The sequence below is a fragment of the Glaciimonas sp. PCH181 genome (assembly GCF_003056055.1).
Taxonomy (GTDB): domain Bacteria; phylum Pseudomonadota; class Gammaproteobacteria; order Burkholderiales; family Burkholderiaceae_D; genus Glaciimonas.
In genome coordinates this window covers 1,479,196-1,500,924 of the sequence record NZ_PYFP01000002.1, presented here as the reverse complement: position 1 = coordinate 1,500,924, position 21,729 = coordinate 1,479,196, and the positions used below count along the sequence as shown (strand labels likewise).

Sequence of the window (21,729 nt, the reverse complement as noted above, 5' to 3'; positions counted from 1 at the left end):
AAAATCGTTACTGATAGACGCTATAAACGCCGTATCAATGTGTATAAACACCATAACTAAAAGAAAACTCCATGATTCAAAAAGAAATTGAAATCATCAATAAATTAGGCCTGCATGCACGTGCATCGGCTAAATTCACCCAACTTGCCAGCAAATTTAAATGCGAAGTCTGGATCTCCCGAAACAATCGGCGTGTCAATGCTAAGTCGATCATGGGCGTCATGATGCTGGCGGCAGGAAAAGGCAGCAGCGTTTTGTTGGAAGCTGAGGGCGCAGACGAGAAAGAATGCTTCGAAGCGCTCAATCAGTTGATACAGGACAAATTCGGCGAAGGCGAATAATCTGGCTTCGCGCTAAAAATCACGGCAAAGTTAGCGCAATCACGGTGCGGCCAGACATGACGATATTGTCGATATGGGGTTGGTAACTTCACCCCCTGTCCTGCTTATGCACGCGGTTTGGCGCAACCCTGTTCAATCATTCTTAGACACCAATTAACGCGGGCTGAACAGATGGCATCCTTTTCCCTACATGGCATTCCGGTTTCACGCGGTATCGCGATTGGTCGAGCACATTTACTTGCGCCCACCGCGATGGACGTCAAACATTATCTGGTGTCCGAAACCCAGGTCGAAGCCGAAGTCCGGCGGCTTGAAGATGCAGTCAAAACAGTCCGCAAAGAACTGCAAACCATCCGCACTGACTTACCCAAAGAATCCCCGGCAGAGTTAGGTGCTTTTATCGATGTTCATTTGCTGATTCTGGCCGATCCGATGCTGACCGCCGTGCCTTTGGAAATCATCCGGCACCGTCAATACAACGCCGAGTGGGCTTTGGTGACGCAGATCGATGAAGTCTCGGCCCAATTCGACGAAATTGAAGATCCTTATCTGCGTGAGCGCAAAACCGATATTCAGCAAGTTGGTGAACGATTGCTCAAAATATTGACCGGCACGGCCACCACGCTGCCGGAAGTTGATGGCGATGATGCCACTTCGCCGAATATTATCGTCGTCGCGCACGATATTTCTCCGGCCGATATGTTGCAGTTCCGCAATCGGGCTTTCGCCGGATTTATCACCGATCAGGGTGGTCAAAACTCGCATACTGCGATCGTTGCACGCAGTCTGGATATCCCCGCCGTGGTCGGCATGGGCCACGCTTCGTTACTGATCAAACAGGATGACTGGATCGTCATCGATGGACAGGCTGGCGTTGTCATCGTCGATCCGTCGCCGATGGTGCTCCAACAATTCCGTGAACAACAAGCGCAGCAAGTCCGCGCACGCAAAAAACTCGGCAAACTCAAGAAAACACGCGCAGTCACACTGGACGGCGTAGAAATTACGTTGCTAGCCAACATCGAACTGCCGGATGATTGCGGGCCAGCGATGGAATCCGGGGCAAACGGGGTCGGGTTATTCCGCTCTGAATTTTTGTTCATGGGCCGGATTGGCGATAAGCAACAATTACCGTCCGAGGACGAACAATTTGCCTCCTATAAACAGGCAGTGGTCGCCATGAAAGGCCGCCCGGTCACCATCCGCACACTGGATGTCGGCGCAGACAAGCCGCTTGATACCAGCGAGCAGACGGCGCTGAATCCCGCGCTGGGATTGCGCGCGATTCGCTATTGCCTGGCTGAACCGCAGCTATTTCTGACCCAATTACGCGCCATTTTGCGCGCATCCGCCTTTGGCACGGTCAAATTACTCATCCCAATGCTCGCGCATGCGTTTGAAATTGACCAGACATTAGCGCTGATCGCCCAGGCAAAGCAGCAGCTACGCGACGAAAAGATTAAGTTTGATGAAGGCATGCAGATTGGCGCAATGATAGAAATCCCGGCTGCAGCTTTGGCGCTGCCGATGTTCATCAAACGCATGGATTTCTTGTCGATAGGCACGAATGACCTGATTCAGTACACGCTGGCGATCGATCGCGTCGATCACGAAGTATCGCACCTGTATAACCCCTTGCATCCGGCGGTGCTGTTCCTGTTGTCGACAGTGATTGCGATGGGCCGAAAAGCTGAAGTTCCGGTGTCGGTGTGCGGGGAAATGGCAGGCGATATCAAGTACACACGTTTGCTGCTGGGGATGGGATTATTAGAGTTTTCAATGGACCCGACCCATTTATTGGCAGTCAAACAGGAAATATTAAACAGCAATCTGGAAATGCTGACCGCGCAGACCAAAAAAATTCTACGCACCACAGAACCCAGCGCGATTGCAGCCGCCATCACCCAGATGCGCGCTGCTTAAAAGACATTAACCAACAATGCCATCGATTGAATAAAAGCAATCGAATAAGAGCAATCATTAACCGTCGAAAAATGCAGTGGCTAAACCGGTACACGCCGGTTTGACTACAGCCCTCGACTTGGTTATTCTAGTACCGTTGTTAAGTTACTTAACAACAAACAGCGCCGATTTGACTGGTCTCACCACCTCAGCTTGCGGGCGCGTGACATTTCCATTGGAAATGTCGAATAAATACGGCTAAAGCGAGCTTGCATTACAAGCCCCGTGTTAGCCCGATGAGCGCCCTGCTTTCGGGCTTTTTTATTGTCGGTAAGAATTACCGGCATCAAACGTTGCTACTAAACACACCATGTCTTCAGTCACCGTCTCACCTCAGTCCATGCATTTTGCGACACCGCTCAAGTTACAAAGCGGTGCGTCATTAACGGACTACACGCTGGTCTATGAAACTTATGGAACGCTGAACGCCGACAAATCCAACGCGGTATTAGTTTGTCATGCCCTGAACGCCTCGCACCACGTCGCTGGCAAATATGCCGGCGACGAAAAGAACGTCGGTTGGTGGGACAACATGGTCGGACCCGGAAAATCGGTCGACACCGATAAATTCTTCGTCATCGGCGTCAACAACCTGGGTTCTTGCTTTGGCTCGACCGGGCCGATGCATAACGATCCGACCACAGGCAAGCCCTATGGTGCCAATTTTCCAGTTGTGACAGTCGAAGACTGGGTGCAAGCGCAAGCGCGCCTTGCAGATGCGCTAGGGATCGTCCAATTTGCGGCGGTAATGGGTGGGTCGCTGGGCGGGATGCAGGCGCTGGCCTGGAGCTTGCTACACCCGACACGCTTACGCCATTGCGTAGTGATCGCCTCGACGCCAAAACTCTCGGCGCAAAATATCGCCTTCAATGACGTTGCGCGGCAAGCGATTCTGACCGATCCGGATTTTCACGGCGGCGATTATTACGCGCATGGCGTAGTCCCGAAAAACGGCTTACGCGTAGCGCGCATGGTCGGACATATCACGTATTTGTCGGATGACGATATGGCCGAAAAATTTGGCCGTGATTTGCGTTCAGGCAGTTATCAATTCGGTTTCGGCATCGATTTTGAAATCGAGTCGTATTTGCGCTATCAAGGCGACAAATTCTCTGAATATTTTGATGCCAATACCTATTTGCTGATTACCAAGGCATTGGATTACTTTGATCCGGCGGCAGAATGTGGTGACAATTTGACGGTAGCACTAGAAAAAACTCAGGCAGAGTTCCTGGTAGTGTCGTTCATGACCGACTGGCGTTTTGCTCCCGAACGCAGCCGCGATATCGTGCAGGCGCTGGTCAATAACAAGCGTCGTGTCAGCTATGCAGAAATCGATGCTCCGCATGGGCATGACGCCTTCTTGCTAGAAGATGCCCGCTATCAAAATGTTGTGCGCGAGTATTACAACCGCGTGTGGAAAGGGTTGCCTCAGAACACCACGCCCCAAAATGGTGCACAAGCGGTGCCTACCAAAAGTGCAGGAGAAATAGCATGAATTTTGATCAATTAAGCGGCTTGCGCCCGGATCTGGCCTTCATTGCACATTGGGTGAGAAAAGACTCGCAAATCCTCGATCTCGGTTGCGGCGACGGCGTGATGCTGGATTATTTGCAAAGTGACAAGCAGTGCTCTGGCTATGGCGTAGAGATCGACGACAGCAAGATCCCTCCCTGCGTAGCCAGAGGCGTATCCGTGATTCAGCAAGATATGGAAACCGGACTGGCGTTGTTTGCCGACAATGCTTTTGACACCGTGCTGTGCTTGTCCGCGTTGCAAATGATGAAAAACGTCGAAGGCGTTTTACGCGATATTGCGCGGGTTGGGCGCGAAGCGATTGTGTCATTTCCTAATTTTGCCTACTGGCCGCATCGGATGGCGCTGATGCGCGGCCGGATGCCCGTATCGAAATTGTTGCCTTACGAATGGTATGACACGCCTAACTTGCGTTGCGCAACGATCAAGGATTTTGAGGAATTGGCGAACGAAGTCGGGCTAGAGGTGCTCGAATGCGTGGCCCTGCATGATGGTCATCCGGTATCGTTTCTTCCAAACTGGCGTGGCAGTCTTGCGGTTTTTCGCTTTCGGAAAAAATAACCAATTACCAGCAACCATGCTGTGTGGCAATTCTGCAAAGATTTGCCGTCAGTAATCACCGTCATAGGCAAAAAAATGCATAAGCTCTCAATTTCGTGCTTCTGATGGACACTTTTTTCGGTTATTTTTTAACTTATTTCAGTTATAAGATCTTACGCCACGACAAAGCGGCGTTATGACACTCCTGTGTTGATTTATATTTAGCGCTCTATCTCTCTACATCACGGCCCTTTGCGGGTCCACACATGACATCAACATCGACCTCACCACCCTGGCATCATTATCTGAATCGGCGCATGTTGATTTGCGTTTTTCTCGGCTTTAGTTCCGGCTTACCGCTGTTTATACTTCTGAGTTTATTGCAAGCCTGGCTGGCGAAGTCAGGATTGAACGTCAAGGCGCTAGGGTTATTTGCGTTGGTGATGTTTCCTTATACCTGGAAATTTCTATGGTCGCCGCTGATGGACCGCTTCCATTTTGGCCGTATGGGACGCCGCCGCGGATGGATGGCGTTGACGCAAGCGTTACTTTTTGTCGGCATCGGCGGCATGGGAATGCTAGACCCTTTAACACAATTAACGGCCATCGGGATAACAGCCTCAATTGTGGCATTTCTGTCAGCCAGTCAGGACATCGTGATCGACGCCTATCGCCGCGAAATTCTTCCCGATAGCGAACAAGGTCTGGGCAGCGCCATCCACGTTAACGCCTATAAAGTCGCCGGAATGGTGCCGGGCGCGCTTTCTCTGATATTGGCCGACATCATGCCGTGGCATCAGGTGTTCTGGATTACCGCAGCATTTATGTTGCCATGTCTGGCGTGTACGTTTGTGATTAAAGAGCCAAAGGTCTATGGCAACCCGCCAAAGAAAATACGTGATGCCGTTTTCCTGCCATTTCAAGAGTTTATTGGTCGAAATGGTTGGCAAAGTGCGATGTGGGTACTCGGTTTTATTTTTCTGTACAAACTTGGCGACAGCATGGCAACAGCGCTTGCTACCAAATTTTATATCGATCTCGGTTTTACGATGACGCAGATCGGTGCTATTTCAAAAACTACCAGCCTCTGGTGTAGCGTTATAGGCGGCATTATCGGCGGTATCTGGATGGTCAAAATTGGCATCAATCGCGCATTATGGATTTTCGGTGTAGTGCAGGCCGTCACTATTCTTGGCTTTGCATGGCTCGCAAATGTCGGCTCCGATCCGCTTGTTCTGGCCGTTGTCATCGGCGCTGAAGCTTTCGGCGTCGGCGTCGGCACCGCCGCTTTCGTCGCCTACATCGCCCGCACCACCGATCCACGCTATACCGCAACACAATTTGCGCTCTTCACAAGCCTGGCGGCGGTTCCGCGCACATTTATCAATTCTTCCGTCGGTTACATTGTTGCCGAAACCGGCTGGTTTACATTTTTCATTGTCTGCTTTGTGCTGGCATTACCGGGCATGTTGTTACTGCCAAAAGTCGCGCCGTGGAATGAAAAAATAGCCACGAAATAAAACTGCAACGTGCGCTTTGACACGTCTAATTACACAAATTTTCGGTTGCGTCCGAGAAAAAGATATAGAATCAAAAGCATGGAATCCTCTTCCTTTAAATAGTGTGTAAATTCAACAGCTTGTAAATGAACTGTTAAGCTCTCGAAGAGGTCCTACAAGTTGGGCATTGTGTGTTCTATTTAGTTTTCGCAACATCGTTGATGCGGGGGTGATATGGATATCTACAGCAGCTTTGCGAGTCGGTTCGACAAGACCAGAGAAGAAGAGTTTTCACTTGAAGAGTATCTGACGCTTTGTAAGAACGATCCCACTGTGTATGCAACAGCGGGCGAACGCATGCTGATGGCGATCGGTGAGCCGGAAAAGATCGATACGCGTCAGGACCAATTGTTGTCGCGTATCTTCGCCAACAAAGTGATTAAGGTTTATCCGGCCTTTAAAGAATTTTATGGTGCCGAAGAAGTGATCGAACAAGTGGTCGCTTATTTCCGCCACGCCGCGCAAGGCCTGGAAGAAAAAAAACAAATCCTCTATTTACTTGGTCCTGTGGGCGGCGGAAAATCTTCCATCGCCGAACGCCTGAAACAATTGATGGAGCATGTTCCGTTTTATTCCATCAAAGGCTCACCCGTCAATGAATCCCCGCTCGGGCTATTCGACTACGACGAAGACGGCACCATTCTCGAAGAACAATACGGCATTCCACGCCGTTATCTAAAATCCATTCTGAGTCCTTGGGCGGTAAAACGTCTGCACGAATTTAACGGTGATATCCGTAAATTCCGTGTGGTTAAACGTTACCCCAATGTGTTGCGACAAATCGCCATTTCCAAAACTGAACCGGGCGACGAAAACAATCAGGATATTTCTACGCTGGTCGGCAAAGTCGACATTCGCAAACTTGAACAATATTCGCAAGACGATGCCGATGCTTACAGTTACTCCGGCGGCTTGTGTTTATCCAATCAGGGCTTGCTGGAATTTGTCGAAATGTTCAAAGCCCCGATCAAGGTTTTGCATCCGTTACTGACCGCGACACAAGAAGGCAATTTCAAAGGCACTGAAGGTTTTGGCGCGATCCCGTTTGACGGCATTATTCTGGCCCACTCCAATGAATCTGAATGGAAGGCCTTCCGTAACAACAAGAATAATGAAGCGTTATTAGATCGTATTTATATCGTCAAAGTACCGTATTGCCTGCGCGTCTCCGAAGAAATCAAAATCTATGAAAAGCTGATTCGGACTTCCTCACTTGGTAAGGCTGTCTGCGCACCGGGAACGCTAAAAATGATGGCGCAGTTCTCGATCCTGACGCGGTTAGCTGAACCTGAAAATTCGAACATTTTTTCAAAGATGCAGGTCTACGATGGCGACAATCTGAAGGACAGCGATCCTAAAGCCAAGTCGTTCCAGGAGTATCGCGATTATGCCGGTGTCGATGAAGGCATGACCGGCGTATCGACTCGCTTTGCTTTCAAAATCTTGTCCAAGGTTTTCAACTTCGATTCATCTGAAATCGCCGCCAATCCCGTGCATCTGATGTACGTACTTGAGCAGCAAATTGAGCGCGAACAATTTCCGCAAGAGCTAGAGCAAAAATATCTTTCGTACGTCAAAGATACGCTGGCCTCGCGTTACGCCGAATTTATCGGCAAAGAAATTCAGACCGCTTATCTTGAATCGTATTCCGAGTACGGACAAAACGTGTTTGATCGTTATGTCACGTATGCCGATTTCTGGATTCAGGATCAGGAATTCCGCGATCACGATACCGGCGAAAGCTTTGATCGGGCTGCACTCAATGCCGAGCTGGAAAAAATTGAAAAGCCCGCAGGCATCAGCAATCCGAAAGATTTCCGTAACGAGATAGTTAATTTTGTTTTACGTGCCCGGGTCTCGAACGGCGGCAAAAATCCGCTCTGGACCAGCTATGAAAAGCTACGCGTGGTGATCGAGAAGAAAATGTTCTCGAATACCGAAGATCTGCTTCCCGTCATTTCGTTTAATGCGAAAGGGTCAGCCGATGAGATGCGTAAGCACGAAGATTTTGTGAATCGCATGGTGACCAAAGGTTATACCCCCAAGCAGGTAAGGCTTCTCTGCGAGTGGTATTTGCGCGTACGTAAATCGTCATAAAAGACGCGCATTGACTGCGGTGGTGGTGTGAACTGTAACTGCGCAGGGCTGCCGTTTTGAAGGTTCCGGTATCGCATACATAACAAGTGATACCGGCGGCAGCTCCCCAGATGCGTTCCGATCAGGAGGCTGTACCGTGTTGCATCAAATCATAGACCGCAGACTAGCTGGCAAAAACAAAGGCATTGCCAATCGTGAACGTTTCTTACGCCGTTATCGCGACGATATCCGGCGTTCAGTCACGGAAGCAGTGCGTGATCGCGGCATCACCGAGATCGAAAAAGCCAAAAGTATCACCATCCCCCGCAAAGACATTTCCGAGCCGGTATTTCGCCACGGCCCCGGCGGCACGCGTGAGATGGTCCATCCCGGCAACCAAGACTATCTGCAAGGCGACCGCATCGCGCGACCGGATGGCGGCGGAGGGGGTGGTGGCGGCAGCGCTGCCAGTGATCGTGGCGAGGGTCAGGACGATTTTGTATTCGAATTGTCCCGCGAAGAATTCATGCAATATTTCTTCGAAGATCTGGAGTTGCCGCGCCTGATCAAAACCAATCTGATGACCGCGCCGACCTGGAAAAACATGCGCGCCGGTTATTCGACCGACGGCTCACCCAATAATATCGATATTGTCCGCTCGTTAAAAAGCTCGCTCGGACGACGCATTGCGCTGGGCTCGCCATTAGTCGTCAGATTGCGTGAGCTTGAAATATTGATGGAGGCACTGAAAGCCGACACCGAGGATCGCGGTGAAGAAATCCGCCGCCTTGGGGATGACATTCATCACCTCAAAGGGCGCATCTGGCGGATTCCGTTTATCGATCCTTTCGATTTGCGTTACGTCAATCGCGTTCGCCAACCTCAGCCGTCAAGTCAGGCCGTCATGTTTTGCGTGATGGACGTATCCGGATCAATGGACGAGCAACGCAAGGATCTCGCCAAGCGCTTTTTCATCCTGCTGTATTTGTTTCTTACACGCAATTACGAGCACATCGAAGTCGTCTTTATCCGCCATCACACGCGTGCTGATGAAGTTGATGAAAATACCTTTTTCCACTCGCAGGAAAGCGGCGGAACGGTGGTCTCCAGCGCGCTTGAATTAATGGCTAAAATCATTGATGACCGCTATCCGCCCGGTGATTGGAATATCTACGGCGCGCAAGCTTCCGACGGCGATAACTGGAATGATGATTCGCCAAAATGCCGGAGAATACTTGAACAGAAAATTTTGCCTAAAACGCGCTATTTTTCCTACATTCAAGTCGTTCCGGAAGAGCAAAATTTATGGACAGAATACGCCCAGATAGTGCCGCATTATCGCCAGTTCGTTCAAAAGAAAGTACAGATCGCCAGCGATATCTATCCGGTATTTCGTGAATTATTTGAGAAACAGGTGGCCGTATGAATGCCCGTGCGGATCTGAAAGTACGCAAGTCGCCATTGCCCTGCCCTTCCGACTGGACTTTCGAGTTAATCGAACAGTACAACGTCGAAATCGCCCGCGTTGCGGCGGCCTATAAACTCGATATTTATCCGATTCAATTAGAAATTATTACCGCCGAACAAATGATGGATGCTTATGCATCGTCAGGCATGCCGGTGAATTATCGACATTGGTCGTTTGGTAAGCATTTTCTGTCAACAGAGCGCGATTACAAACGCGGGCAGATGGGATTAGCCTACGAAATTGTGATTAATTCAAATCCCTGCATCGCGTATTTGATGGAAGAAAATACCATGACGATGCAGGCGCTGGTGGTGGCGCATGCGGCTTATGGGCATAACTCGTTTTTCAAGGGCAACTATTTATTTCAGCTGTGGACTGATGCTAATGCGATCATCGATTATCTGGTGTACGCACGGAATTACATTTCAGAATGCGAAGAGCGTCATGGCTTTGATCGCGTTGAAGAATTACTGGATTCTTGCCACGCTTTGATGCATTACGGGGTTGATCGCTATAAACGTCCGCAACATTTATCGCTGGTGAAAGAACGGGAACAACGGCGCGAGCGTGAAGAATACATGCAATCGCAAGTGAACGCCTTGTGGCGGACTTTGCCGATTAGAAAAGAGGAAGCTACGGCGCAGGATGAGAGTCGTTTTCCGCCAGAGCCACAAGAAAATTTACTGTATTTCGCGGAGAAAAATGCACCACTTTTAGAGCCTTGGGAGCGTGAAGTTATTCGTATCGTGCGTAAGGTTGCGCAGTATTTTTATCCGCAACGGCAGACGCAGGTGATGAATGAAGGATGGGCAACGTTTTGGCATTACACGCTGCTGAATACGCTATATGACGAAGGGCAATTGACTGACGGTTTCATGATGGAGTTTTTGCATTCGCATAGCAATGTGGTGTATCAGCCGCCAGTGACTAAATCGTATTACAGCGGGATTAATCCTTATGCGTTGGGTTTCTCGATGATGAGTGATATTCGGCGGATTTGCGAGCATCCTACTGATGAAGATCGGGCCTGGTTTCCACAATTGGCGGGGACACCTTGGCTGGAGGCGTTGCATTATGCTATGCGGAATTTTAAGGACGAGAGTTTTGTCGCGCAGTATTTATCGCCTAAATTAATCCGCGATATGCATTTGTTTTCTGTTTTGGATGATGAGAATCGGAGTGAATTGGAGGTTTCTGCTATTCATAATGAGGCTGGTTATCAGTATGTGCGGGAGACGTTGTCACGCCAATATGATATTAATCATCGAGAGCCTAATATTCAGGTTTGGGGGGTTAATATGCGGGGGGATAGGAGTTTGACTTTGCGGCATTTTCGGAGTGATGGGCGCCCTCTGGGGGAGAATACGGATGAGGTTTTAAGACATATGGCAAGGTTGTGGCAGTTCGATGTGCATCTTGAGAGTGTGGATGATGCGGGGAATGTTTTGAGGCGGTATCAGTGTGTTAGTCAGAATCGGTATTCGTTGAGGTCTTAAGTTTTTAGTGCGGGGTTGGTGGTTTTTGATACGCTGGGTTCTCCGTAGTTGCCTATCGGGGGGGCGTCCCGATAGGCGGTCACTTATTCTTGTTTCGACTAGGCGCCCCTGCAGAATAAGTAACCAAAAAGAAGGCGACTGCAAAGACGCCGCCCCATGACGGGGTAGGTCAACTTCAACGGCCACTGCTAATGCAGCTGCCGGTTCAAAAACAACTGCAACTTCAAAAATGGCTGCGCCTGAAAAATCAAAAGCCGCGTTTTAGACGCGGCTTTTTTGGTTGGATTTTTTAGAACTCTTTTGATAGATGCGTTCTTTGAAATTTTATTTTCTTCTGCGAAATTGCTCCGCTTGTTTCCCCACCAACCCAGCCCTTGTTTATCGTTGGTACACGCGCTTTCCGGCGGCGTAGGTTGCTTTTACGCTGCGGTCGTCTCCTAGCATTGCCAGCGCGAATAACAGCTCATCCAGGCTGTTGGTATTTGCGGTGCGTCTTGCTAGTAGTGGTGTGGCTTTTGGGTCCAGGATGATGAAGTCTGCTTCTGTGCCAGGAGCGAAATGGCCGATTTTTTTTTCTAGTTGCATACTGCGGGCGTTGCCTAGAGTCGCCATGTAGAACATGCGCAACGCTGGCAAGTAGGTACCGCGCATGCGGGCTACTTTGTAGGCTTCGTTCATCGTTTGTAGCATTGAGAAGCTGGTGCCGCCACCTACATCTGAGGCTAAGGATAGCGGTACATTCAGGGCGTCGGCGCGTTCAAAATCGAATAAACCGCTTCCTAGAAATAGATTGGATGTCGGGCAGACTGCGATGGCGGATTTTGTTTCTGCCATGCGGCGACGGTCTTCGTCGTCTATCCAGATGGAATGGCCGTACATCGATAGTGGTCGTAACATCCCGAATTTTTCGTAGACGTCCAGATAACTGCGGGCTTCTGGGTATAGCGATTTTACCCAAGCCACTTCGTCGGTGTTTTCTGCCAGATGCGTTTGCAAATAAACGTCGGGATATTGTGCCGCTAATTCGCCTGCCAATTGCATTTGCGCGTCCGTCGATGTCGGTGCAAAGCGGGGGGTGATGGCGTATAGCTGACGGCCGCGTTTGTGCCATTTTTTTATCAGGATTTCTGTGTCGCGGATGCCGCTTTCTGCGGTGTCGCGCAGGAAGTCGGGACAGTTTCTGTCCATCAATACTTTGCCGGTCACCATGCGCAGATTACGTGCTTCGCTTTCGTTGAAAAAAGCGTCTACCGAATGGGCGTGCACTGTTGAATACACCATCGCTGTTGTGGTGCCGCAGCGCAATAATTCGTCTAGGAAAAAGCTGGCGACTTCGGTTGCATAGGCCGGATCGCTGCATCGGCGTTCGGTCGGGAAAACATAGTTTTCCAGCCACGGTAGCAATCCCGGTGATGGAGAACCGAGCATGTCGGTCTGCGGATAATGGACGTGCGTGTCGATGAACCCGGGCATGATGATGTTGCCGCGATAGTCTTGTATCTCCTGCCCTTCGGGCAGCGTTGCTTTGAGTTGCTGATAATCACCGGCCGCGACTACCTGCCCGGCGCTGGTCAGCAGCAAGCCATCTTCGTGCCACGCATAGGCGTTTGAATGCTGCGCCGGGTCCGCAGTAAAGTACAGCACGCTGGCGCGATACACCTGAAGTTCTGCATTGTTGGAGGGCGTTGAGTTGTCGCTTGCTGACATGAAATACTTCCTTTAAATGACCACTACTTTGGGTATGCGATTGCTTTGTTTCATTCTTTTGCGTTTTTACGTTACTGCGCTGAGAATTTATTCTGCCTATTTATACGAATATTCATTCTTTCATCCTCTATGCGACAAACGCATGTCTTCGAATTTTTACGCCTGTATTTTCAGGAAGCATCGCTTCTGCATTTAGCGTTGATGGTATTTTTTGATCCGAGGACGCTGGCACACTGCGTCCGATCTGCTCCCACACTTGCAGCAATTGCGCAACGACTGAAGCCGCGATGACGGCGGGTTCTTTGCCGACAATTCCAGGAATCCCTATCGGGCAAACCATCTCTGCCAATTTAGCCTCGGAAATGCCGCGCTCCTGCAAGCGGTGCTCAAACTGCATGCGCTTTGTTTTCGATCCGATCAGGCCAAACCAGCCTACATCATCACGCTGCAAGATCAGTTCTGACAAATGTTGGTCAAGTGCATGGTTATGCGTCATGACCAAAAAACTTGCGCCCGGCGGTGCGCTGACGACTAAGGCTTCCGGCACGTCGGTTGCTTCTATCGTGACGTTAGCTGGCTGAAGATCGGGAAACATTTCTTCGCGCTCGTCTATCCACGTGACACGGCAAGGCAAATCTGCCAAACCTCTGACGATGGCTGCGCCGACATGACCGGCACCGAACAAAAATAATTGCGGACGCGGTGCAAGGCAACCATCCAACAGCCAACGCTGACCCGCAGCGTCGCGCAACACTCTTGCGCCATTCTTTAACGTCGGTAAAGTCGGCAACATGCCCGGTCCGTGCAAGCGCCGACCCTCGTCGTCACATAAACTGGTCGCCACTGCGCTATCTAACGCCACCAAACGCCAACTGTCGTGCGCCTTGCGCAAACGTAATTGCAGATAGTTGAAATACTCAGCAGCATTGGCATCCACGCGCTCGAAAGCTAAATGCACGACGCCGCCGCAACATTGGCCTAATGACGGTCCCAACGGAAAACGTTCAAGCCGTCGTTCACTCGATAAACTTGATTTTTCCAGCAGCATTTGGCGTGCAATATCGACAGCACGTAACTCCAAATGGCCGCCGCCGATGGTATCGAATTGTGCCAACGCCGTAACAACCATCTTCGCGCCCGGCTCACGCGGCCCGGAGCCTTCAACTTGCGCGACAGTAATCAATATCGCTGGCTTAGCCGTCGTCGGCTGCTTCATCAGCGTGGTCAATGCGTTTAACCAGAGTGTCATGGCAACTGTCCTTTCATAGCGATCATAGGGAAGGCGTCAGGCGGCTTTGGCAGCGGCCATCGTTTCGACCGCAGTGATCGCAGTCAAAATCGCTTCACTAGTCGCCGGTGCGTTCAGCGGCGGGTTGTAGCGATGCCCGGCCACACTCGCAATCGCGTCACGGATCGCAAAAAAGACCGAAAACGGCAGCAGCAATGGCGGCTCACCGACCGCTTTGGAACGATGAATACTGTCCTCGACGTTACGATTTTTAAACAGGCTGACGCGGAAGTCTTGCGGACAATCGGATACCCCCGGAATTTTGTAGGTAGACGGCGCATGGGTCATCAACTTACCGTCTTTATTCCACCATAATTCCTCGGTAGTCAGCCAGCCCATGCCCTGAATGAAAGCACCCTCAACCTGCCCGATATCGAGAGCGGGATTCAGCGACTCGCCTGCGTCATACAACGCATCTGCACGCACCAATCGCCACTCGCCGGTCAGCGTATCCACGACAACTTCAGAAACCGAAGCGCCATACGCAAAATATGAAAATGGATGGCCTGTCATGGTCTTTGAATCCCAATACAAACCGGGCGTCGCATAAAAACCATCCGACCATAATTGCACGCGCGCCATGTACGCTTTCTGGACCAGATCGGCAAAGGTGATGCTATGTTCGCCCATCTGTATCACACCGGCGGCAAACGTCACAGCCGTAATATCCGCCACATCGCCGTCATGCAATTGCACAAAAAATTCCGCCAGACGCTGACGTATTTTATGGGCCGCATTTTGCGCCGCTTTGCCATTTAAATCTGCGCCCGTGGATGCCGCAGTCGCAGACGTATTTGCCACTTTGCTGGTATCGGTCGCCGTCACGCGAACCAGCGCCAGCGGTATCCCCAACGCATGCGCAACTACCTGCGCCACTTTAGTATTCACGCCCTGCCCCATTTCCGTGCCGCCGTGATTTACCAGCACGGAACCATCGGTGTAGACGTGGACCAACGCACCGGCCTGATTTAAGTGTGTCACGTTGAACGCGATGCCAAATTTAACCGGGGTCAGCGCAAGGCCTTTTTTAAGTACCGGACTGCTGGCATTAAAATTGTCGATATCCGCACGACGTTGACGATAAGCGCTGCTGGTTTCCAGTTCTTCGACCAACTCATGAATCACGTTATCGACGACTTTTTGTCCATACTGCGTGACATTGCGCCCTTCTTCATCGTTGCGACCATAGAAGTTCAGCTTACGAATATCCAGCGCATCGCGACCAAGATTACGGGCAATCTCATCAAGAATATATTCAATCGCAATCGCTCCTTGGGGACCGCCAAAACCACGGAATGCGGTATTCGACTGCGTATTAGTTTTGCCACACATTGCGCGGATATCCACATCCGACAAGAAATAGGCATTGTCAAAATGGCAGACCGCTCGGGTAGCAACGGGGGCCGACAAATCGGCGGAATAACCGGCGCGGCTAACCATTTGAACCCGTGCACCGACGATGCAACCGACATCGTCATAACCGACTTCATACTCGTAATGAAAGCAATGCCGCTTACCGGTCACCATCATGTCGTCATCACGGTCAGCACGTAACTTGACCGGGCGTTTTAGCTTTTGCGCGGCAATCGCTGCGGCGGCGGCCCACAATGCCGATTGCGACTCCTTACCGCCAAATCCCCCGCCCATACGGCGACATTCCACCACAATATTGTGCGCATGCAGACCCAACGCGTGCGCGACAACATGCTGCATTTCAGAAGGATGCTGGGTTGAGCATTGCACCAGCATGCCATTACCTTCTTTAGGAATCGCGTAAGAAATCTGGCCTTCCAGATAAAATTGCTCCTGCCCGCCGACCAGCAATTCGCCGCTGAGTTTATGGGGCGCATTGGCAAATGCGCTCTCAAAATCACCCCGCGCCAAATGCATCGGCGGCAATACATACGACTTCGCCGCGTGCGCAGCCTGCGGCGTTAAAATCGCTGGCAATTCTTCATAGTCGACCACGACTTTACGCACGGCGCGACGGGCATTGTCATGACTATCGGCGATCACCAAAAACATCGGCTGACCGACATACTGCACCAGCCCGTCCGCCAAAATAGGATCGTCGTGGATGATAGGACCGCAATCGTTGGTGCCGGGAATATCGCTGGCAACGTAGACCGCGACCACGCCAACCGCGCTGCGCACCGCCGCCAAATCCATCGCGCGAATCCGGGCATGCGCTTTTTGCGACAACCCCAGCGCGGCATGCAACGTACCTTGCGCCTCGGGAATATCGTCGGTATAAGTGGCCTCGCCCAAGACGTGCAGGATTGCTGATTCATGCGGATGCGACTGCCCAACTTCAGCCCACGCCGCCTTATTGGCGCTATCAATGCCGCTGCCATCAGCAGACGATGGCGTTTGTTTCAAAAAAGCGTCGGATTGTGTATTCATGATCTGTTCCTTATTTCCGGATGGCGCTTAAATTCAGATTCAGATCAAGCACTTGCGCACGCAAATGCATTGACTTGATCGGTCCGCAACGGTGCGTCAACGCGGGTTTCCAACCAGAAACGACGTAATAGATTCTGTGCAGTTTTCATCCGATAAGTGCTAGAGGCGCGCATGTCTGAGAGCGGCGCAAAATCCTCTGCCAGCAGCGCCATTGCGGCTTGCAAGCGGACTTCATCCCAAGGCTGCCCTAGCAGCGCAGCTTCGGCCTTGGCAGCACGTTTTGGCGTTGCCGCCATCCCGCCAAATGCGATACGAATAGCAGCGATATCTGCACCGTCCATCACCACTGAAAATGCCGCGCAAACCGCCGAGATGTCCTGATCGAAACGTTTGGCAAGCTTATAAGTGCGGAACTGCATTTCAGGCCGTGCCAACGGCACTCGCACAGCCTCGACAAACTCATCAGGCTGCATATCTTTTTTCATATAATCAAGATACAACGACTCCAACGGCATCACGCGCTGACCGGCTGGGCCACGCAACACAACCTGCGCGCCGAGTGCAATCAGCCAAGGCGGCGAATCCCCGATCGGCGAGCCATTTGCCACATTCCCCCCCAGCGTGCCAGCATTGCGGATCGGCAACGACGCAAAGCGCTGCCACATCTCGCGCAATGCCGGATACTGCTCACTCAAGGCTGCATACGCGTCGTTCAGCGAAACGCCCGCACCAATTTCGAGCAGCCCGTCTTTGGTGACGATGGTCGCCAATTCGCTGACCTGTCCTAGAAAAATGATATCGCCCAGATCGCGCATCTGCTTGGTCACCCACAAACCGACATCAGTCGAACCAGCCAGCATCCGTGCCGCAGGATGGCTGGCGCGGATCGCAGTCAGTTGCGCCAACGTGCGCGGCGCGTAAAAATGTTGACCATCGTGGCTGTAGGTAAACATCTCATCCCGTTGCAGCCCTTGCAACGTCGCCTGCAACGCCTCGCGATCGAAACGCACCAACGGCAGTTCGCCCATCCGATGCGCAGCGTCAATGATCGGCCGGTAGCCTGTGCAGCGGCATAAATTTCCCGATAGCGCCACATCAATTTCTTTTCGTTGCAAGGGCTTCCACGCTGGGGCTTGGGCGTTCGCTGAGGATAACGGCGCATGTTGTACGCCATCATTTTTCAGATATAAATCCCACAGCGACATCACAAAGCCCGGCGTACAAAATCCGCATTGGGAGCCGTGGCACTCCACCATCGCTTGCTGTACCGGGTGCATAGCGCCGTCATCCCGCTTCAAATCCTCCACCGTAAACAAGGCTTTGCCATCCAGCGTCGGCAGAAATTGAATGCAGGAATTGACCGACTTCATCTGCACCCCATCAGCACCGATTTCACCAATCACCACCGTGCAAGCCCCGCAATCCCCCTCGGCGCAGCCCTCTTTGGTGCCGGTGCAATGCAAATCCTCGCGCAGATGCTGAAGAATGGTTCTTGTCGGCGCAGCATGCGTAACGGTATGCACTTCGCCACGATAAAAAAACCGAATCGGGCTAGAGGCGTCGTTTGATGTTGCGGTCTTTTGGATGGCAGTAGACAAGAAAGTCTCCAATATGATTTATTTACAGTCGCACAGTAGCAGGCCCGCCGCCGTGCGATATCGCCATAGGGATAATGTCGACTATTTGCATAATGAAATAGCCTCGGGAGTTTTCATTGCTTTATCGCCAGATAAATATGTAAATGACAATATTTTGCGTATTTTTGGTATCGTGAAACCAAAATTCGAGCGGAACGCACTGCCAGCATCAATATCTACTGCGACGCTGGCAACGGCGTCCCTATTTACGTGGTGTTGAAACATTTCAGTATCAATTAACCATAACTGACTTTAGCACTGATGGCATCGTTCAGCTGCGTAAATAGAGGACTAAATTGGCTACTTATTTGCCTACTTTAGGAGCGAGCGGAGAGGCTGCCCCATCTGGTAGCGCTGACCATTAATTTTGCGCGGAAATGGTGCAAACGCGGCCCCTCAGACATCCTGCGCTACCAGTTTGAAACAGTGACCCGTATGTCCGCATATGAGCAAGAAATTGTGCGGGAATTACTCGATGCACGCATTATTAAGAATCAGGTGGCAGGAGCTTTGGAGCGTGTCGCGAAACCTGCCACGACATCCGTCAGCAAGGCCAAAAACCGCCTTAGGAACGGGGCAAAGCATAAACCATAGAAAGGCGGATAAAGCAGAGTATTAAGGCAGTAAAAATCCCCAACAACATCTGGTTACGGCTAGATGATGGTGGAGATTTTTTTGTTTATAAAAAACTAAATACTACGAGCTATTTTTATCGTCCTCGCTCGACTTCTTCGGGGTGTTCGGTGAACCGAGCAAGGCTACAAAGACAGCAAATATGCCTACTCCGACCGGGGAATAACAAAACATAATCAGAAGCGATGATTTGTCATCATTAAATATATTCATAAAACCAACCAACCCTCTATAGTAAATTCCAAGACTAAGAGCAAATAGTTGCCAGGCAAATGCCGCGAATAAAAAAATCAACCGGTATTTAAACCGACTTAACCATAGTGCAAGCACCGGGCCGAACAAGCCGCCAAATATTCCAGACCAGAATCCGTCAAACATATCACCTCCAATTATTGATTCGCGGATGATTTGACGGCACCTTGGGCAGCATCGCCAGCGACCTTTCCAAACACACCGCTATTAAAACGCGTGATAAATCCTGGCACCGTCGCCCAGTTTTTAATGGTATTGGGTGTACCAGCCCAACCAAACATCGCCGTACTGTACATGCCCGTTAAACCACCTACTGCCATTGCTACACCTAGTCCAGGATATGAGAATCGTTGGTCGAAAGCCGTTCCAATATTTTCACCAGTTGTATAGTGATCCTTAAAGGCTCCTGCACCAGCGCCAAGCGTATAAATCCCGCCCGAAACCGCCATCCCCGTCCCCAAAGCCGTCCCCGCCGAATACGCCGCCGTAGCAGCCCTGTAAGCAACATAAGCTTCCACCGCCGAGCCGGCCACCGCGCCAGTTCCCGCAAGCGCAGCAGCGGCAAGCGTCGCCTTACTCGCTAGTTCCCGAATGGTCTGATCGCGATCCATTGCTGCGTTAATATCACTATCTAATGGCTTGTTCGTGCCGCCATAATCTGCATACATATCCGCATTCGCTTTCTGCTCGGGTGTGGTGTAGAACATAAATCCCGTTCCACTCTTGCCTTCTGAGGGCAGTAAACCACGCCCTGCTTCTTGTAAAACGGTATAAGCACTTTGATCCCATGCACCGGGAGAACCTGACTGCACCTGACGATCTGCCTGTGCTGTTAATTCCTGCTGCGCCTGGTCAAGCGATATACCTTTTTGTGCCGCATAACGTTCCGCATTCGTCTTGATCCACGTTTTTTCATCCGGATGCATTTGACGATTATTAGCATTCGTACCATTTTCTTTAACCATGGATACATGCGACTATAAAAATCACAACCATTGCGTTTAGATAAATGCATCTACCTACTTGATTACTTCCATCACCATAACTATAAGGACCTAACCCAGGTATATTTTTATCATTTTTAAAAGCCGATATTATCCAAATAATCAAGATACCAAATACTATCCACCCGGTTATATTTAAATATTTTTCTTCAAAAAATAGAATAATACAGCGTCCAGAAACAGCCAAAAATATTGCTGAGAATGCCAAGTTGCAAAAAGTTTTTCTCATTTTTTTTCCTTTTCTCCTCTAATGCCTGTTAGTTGCTGTTGCGAGCGATCAACAACTACTTGCCAACCTCCAGCCATATCAACAAGCGCAGTGAATCTATTAGCTATTGCGTCAGAAAATCCATAAACACCTTTCAAATATTGGGTTACTACAATTTGCCCTCCCTCTTTAATGAGAGATTTCAGTGTTTGATCTTCCAACATACCAGATGCAATTGATGACGCCGCCCCAAATCAGCACGTCGGTAGTATTCTCAAAAAAACGCCTCGTAACCCATTCCGAACGACTGATTTTAGTCGAACAATTACCGAGGGCCACACCGACACCGGGAGCAGAAGGAACGTTGATTAATAAAGCAGTGATTTATGAATCCTGAATTAATCAACGCTTCCCTGGGACTTTATAAGAAGAAGTAATTAACTTTTAAAAAATAATATTAAATAAAATGTTAAGTAGAAGCCACAAACGAATTTTCTGGCTAGTGAGTCTTCCTTTTCTTCGATATCTTGTCCACTCCACAGCCACATTTTTTTATTAAATAGGTAGGCCCATATTTCTCTTATTGCCATTACTTGAAGTATTAAAATATCAATAAAATTGGACCGTACTTCCCAATGCCTTAAGCACGCATTGATAATGGAAATTATCAGAAGGGTCATTAAAATAAAAATTCTAATCCACATTATTTTTCGCTTTTTATGAAGTCATCTCTGCTAACTTCTGTTTGCACTCTTTTTGCGAACGCACTCCATCCTCCAGCAAGTTCAATGATTGCTGTAATTCGAATCGCACTCGCTACTGGAATTTTAAGAACTAGCTGCAAATATGTTTGCGCTACTTGAGACGTTAATTCCCTCCCTCCTTCTACTAACGAACTATCAATAATTGTAGAAGCTAAAGTTACAAGTATCCCAGTTACACTAGCAGCATTGCCAATTGCACCCAAGGGACTAGCAATTGTGACAACGGTCGCCGCTGCCCCAATATCCTTAAATATTTTCTTATCCAGCGCCTTCACATAAGCCACAGTCCCCGGATCGGACATATCCAGATTTTGTCCACCACACCCAGCCGAAGCAGTCGGACAAGGAAAATATTTCGGCGCATGCATTTTTCCGTCTACCGAAATCTGCTGCGCATAGCGACCTTCATCATCCAACGGTAAGTTGGTCGCCGGATCGCGTTTTCCATTATTGACTCCTGCTATTTCGGGTTGTTTGATAGGCGCTTTAATAATGACACCGGCAATGACTTTATCGACTTTTCCGCTATTGATATAGGGCGAATTTTTCTCGTCGTTGGTCGCAAAGAATATTTGCTGTCCACCGCTGCCAGGAATAATCAACGTCCCGTTACCAGCGGCGATATATTCGCGTTGCAGTGTTTGCAAAAATTCTTTCGCTTGTTTGACAGAAGGAACATCGTAGCCGAAGTTGTAATCCACTTCGCCTTGGGCAGTGTTGGCTAACATTGACAACGCGCCTTGAATTTGTTCCGCAGTTGGATGATCGGTGTCGTACATTTCTTCGCAAAGCGCACGGCATTCTTCTTGATTAAATCGACTTCCGTGGGATGAAGTTGTCTATTATTCGCTTTAA

General features: G+C 50.0%; 17 protein-coding genes. 8 read left to right on the top strand and 9 right to left on the bottom strand.

The genetic code is table 11. The annotated features are described in order from the left end of the window. The first annotated feature begins 71 nt into the window (after positions 1–71). The 8 genes from C7W93_RS19990 to C7W93_RS19955 all read left to right on the top strand — a co-directional run bounded on the left by C7W93_RS19990 (position 72) and on the right by C7W93_RS19955 (position 10,978). Positions 72–341, top strand: a complete 270-nt coding sequence (locus tag C7W93_RS19990) for an HPr family phosphocarrier protein (protein ID WP_108441982.1) — start codon at positions 72–74, stop codon at positions 339–341. Positions 342–512: 171 nt separating this feature from the next. Continuing rightward, positions 513–2,264, top strand: a complete 1,752-nt coding sequence (ptsP, locus tag C7W93_RS19985) for a phosphoenolpyruvate--protein phosphotransferase (protein WP_108441981.1) — start codon at positions 513–515, stop codon at positions 2,262–2,264. 349 nt (positions 2,265–2,613) lie between these two features. Next, on the top strand, positions 2,614–3,801 hold the full coding sequence (locus tag C7W93_RS19980) for a homoserine O-acetyltransferase (protein ID WP_108441980.1): 1,188 nt from the start codon (positions 2,614–2,616) through the stop codon (positions 3,799–3,801). Further along, positions 3,798–4,400, top strand: a complete 603-nt coding sequence (metW, locus tag C7W93_RS19975) for a methionine biosynthesis protein MetW (protein WP_108441979.1) — start codon at positions 3,798–3,800, stop codon at positions 4,398–4,400. The genes C7W93_RS19980 and metW overlap by 4 nt, the downstream gene beginning before the upstream one ends. Before the next feature lie 245 nt (positions 4,401–4,645). After that, a complete protein-coding gene (locus tag C7W93_RS19970; RefSeq protein ID WP_108441978.1) occupies positions 4,646–5,899 on the top strand; it encodes an AmpG family muropeptide MFS transporter in 1,254 nt (417 codons plus the stop codon). A gap of 213 nt (positions 5,900–6,112) precedes the next feature. After that, complete coding sequence (locus C7W93_RS19965; protein ID WP_108441977.1) at positions 6,113–8,035, top strand: PrkA family serine protein kinase; 1,923 nt, start codon at positions 6,113–6,115, stop codon at positions 8,033–8,035. A gap of 136 nt (positions 8,036–8,171) precedes the next feature. Next, positions 8,172–9,440, top strand: a complete 1,269-nt coding sequence (locus C7W93_RS19960) for a YeaH/YhbH family protein (RefSeq protein ID WP_108441976.1) — start codon at positions 8,172–8,174, stop codon at positions 9,438–9,440. Next, entirely contained in the window at positions 9,437–10,978 is a 1,542-nt protein-coding gene (locus C7W93_RS19955; RefSeq protein WP_108441975.1) for a SpoVR family protein, read from the top strand. The genes C7W93_RS19960 and C7W93_RS19955 overlap by 4 nt, the downstream gene beginning before the upstream one ends. A 378-nt stretch (positions 10,979–11,356) precedes the next feature. On the opposite strand, the gene guaD is transcribed toward C7W93_RS19955, so the two are convergent. The 9 genes from guaD to C7W93_RS19900 all read right to left on the bottom strand — a co-directional run bounded on the left by guaD (position 11,357) and on the right by C7W93_RS19900 (position 21,653). Beyond that, entirely contained in the window at positions 11,357–12,685 is a 1,329-nt protein-coding gene (guaD, locus tag C7W93_RS19950; protein ID WP_108441974.1) for a guanine deaminase, read from the bottom strand. 127 nt (positions 12,686–12,812) lie between these two features. Beyond that, entirely contained in the window at positions 12,813–13,934 is a 1,122-nt protein-coding gene (xdhC, locus tag C7W93_RS19945; RefSeq protein ID WP_108441973.1) for a xanthine dehydrogenase accessory protein XdhC, read from the bottom strand. 36 nt (positions 13,935–13,970) lie between these two features. Beyond that, entirely contained in the window at positions 13,971–16,376 is a 2,406-nt protein-coding gene (gene xdhB / locus C7W93_RS19940; RefSeq protein WP_108441972.1) for a xanthine dehydrogenase molybdopterin binding subunit, read from the bottom strand. Between the two features lie 44 nt (positions 16,377–16,420). Continuing rightward, positions 16,421–17,974 carry a xanthine dehydrogenase small subunit gene (xdhA, locus tag C7W93_RS19935; RefSeq protein WP_225869945.1) on the bottom strand — a complete coding sequence of 518 codons (1,554 nt, stop codon included), beginning with the start codon at positions 17,972–17,974 and terminating at the stop codon, positions 16,421–16,423. A gap of 735 nt (positions 17,975–18,709) precedes the next feature. Then, a complete protein-coding gene (locus tag C7W93_RS19925; RefSeq protein WP_108441970.1) occupies positions 18,710–19,024 on the bottom strand; it encodes a hypothetical protein in 315 nt (104 codons plus the stop codon). A gap of 11 nt (positions 19,025–19,035) precedes the next feature. After that, positions 19,036–19,863: a hypothetical protein gene (locus C7W93_RS19920; RefSeq protein ID WP_108441969.1), complete on the bottom strand. Its 828-nt coding sequence runs from the start codon at positions 19,861–19,863 to the stop codon at positions 19,036–19,038. Beyond that, on the bottom strand, positions 19,856–20,131 hold the full coding sequence (locus C7W93_RS19915) for a hypothetical protein (RefSeq protein ID WP_108441968.1): 276 nt from the start codon (positions 20,129–20,131) through the stop codon (positions 19,856–19,858). The genes C7W93_RS19920 and C7W93_RS19915 overlap by 8 nt, the downstream gene beginning before the upstream one ends. Further along, positions 20,128–20,334 carry a hypothetical protein gene (locus C7W93_RS19910; RefSeq protein WP_108441967.1) on the bottom strand — a complete coding sequence of 69 codons (207 nt, stop codon included), beginning with the start codon at positions 20,332–20,334 and terminating at the stop codon, positions 20,128–20,130. Before C7W93_RS19910 ends, C7W93_RS19915 begins: the two co-directional genes overlap by 4 nt. Positions 20,335–20,813: 479 nt before the next feature. Further along, the gene (locus C7W93_RS19900) at positions 20,814–21,653 is read right to left on the bottom strand and encodes a hypothetical protein (RefSeq protein WP_108441965.1); all 840 of its coding nucleotides are present in this window, start codon (positions 21,651–21,653) and stop codon (positions 20,814–20,816) included. Between the last annotated feature and the right edge of the window lie 76 nt (positions 21,654–21,729).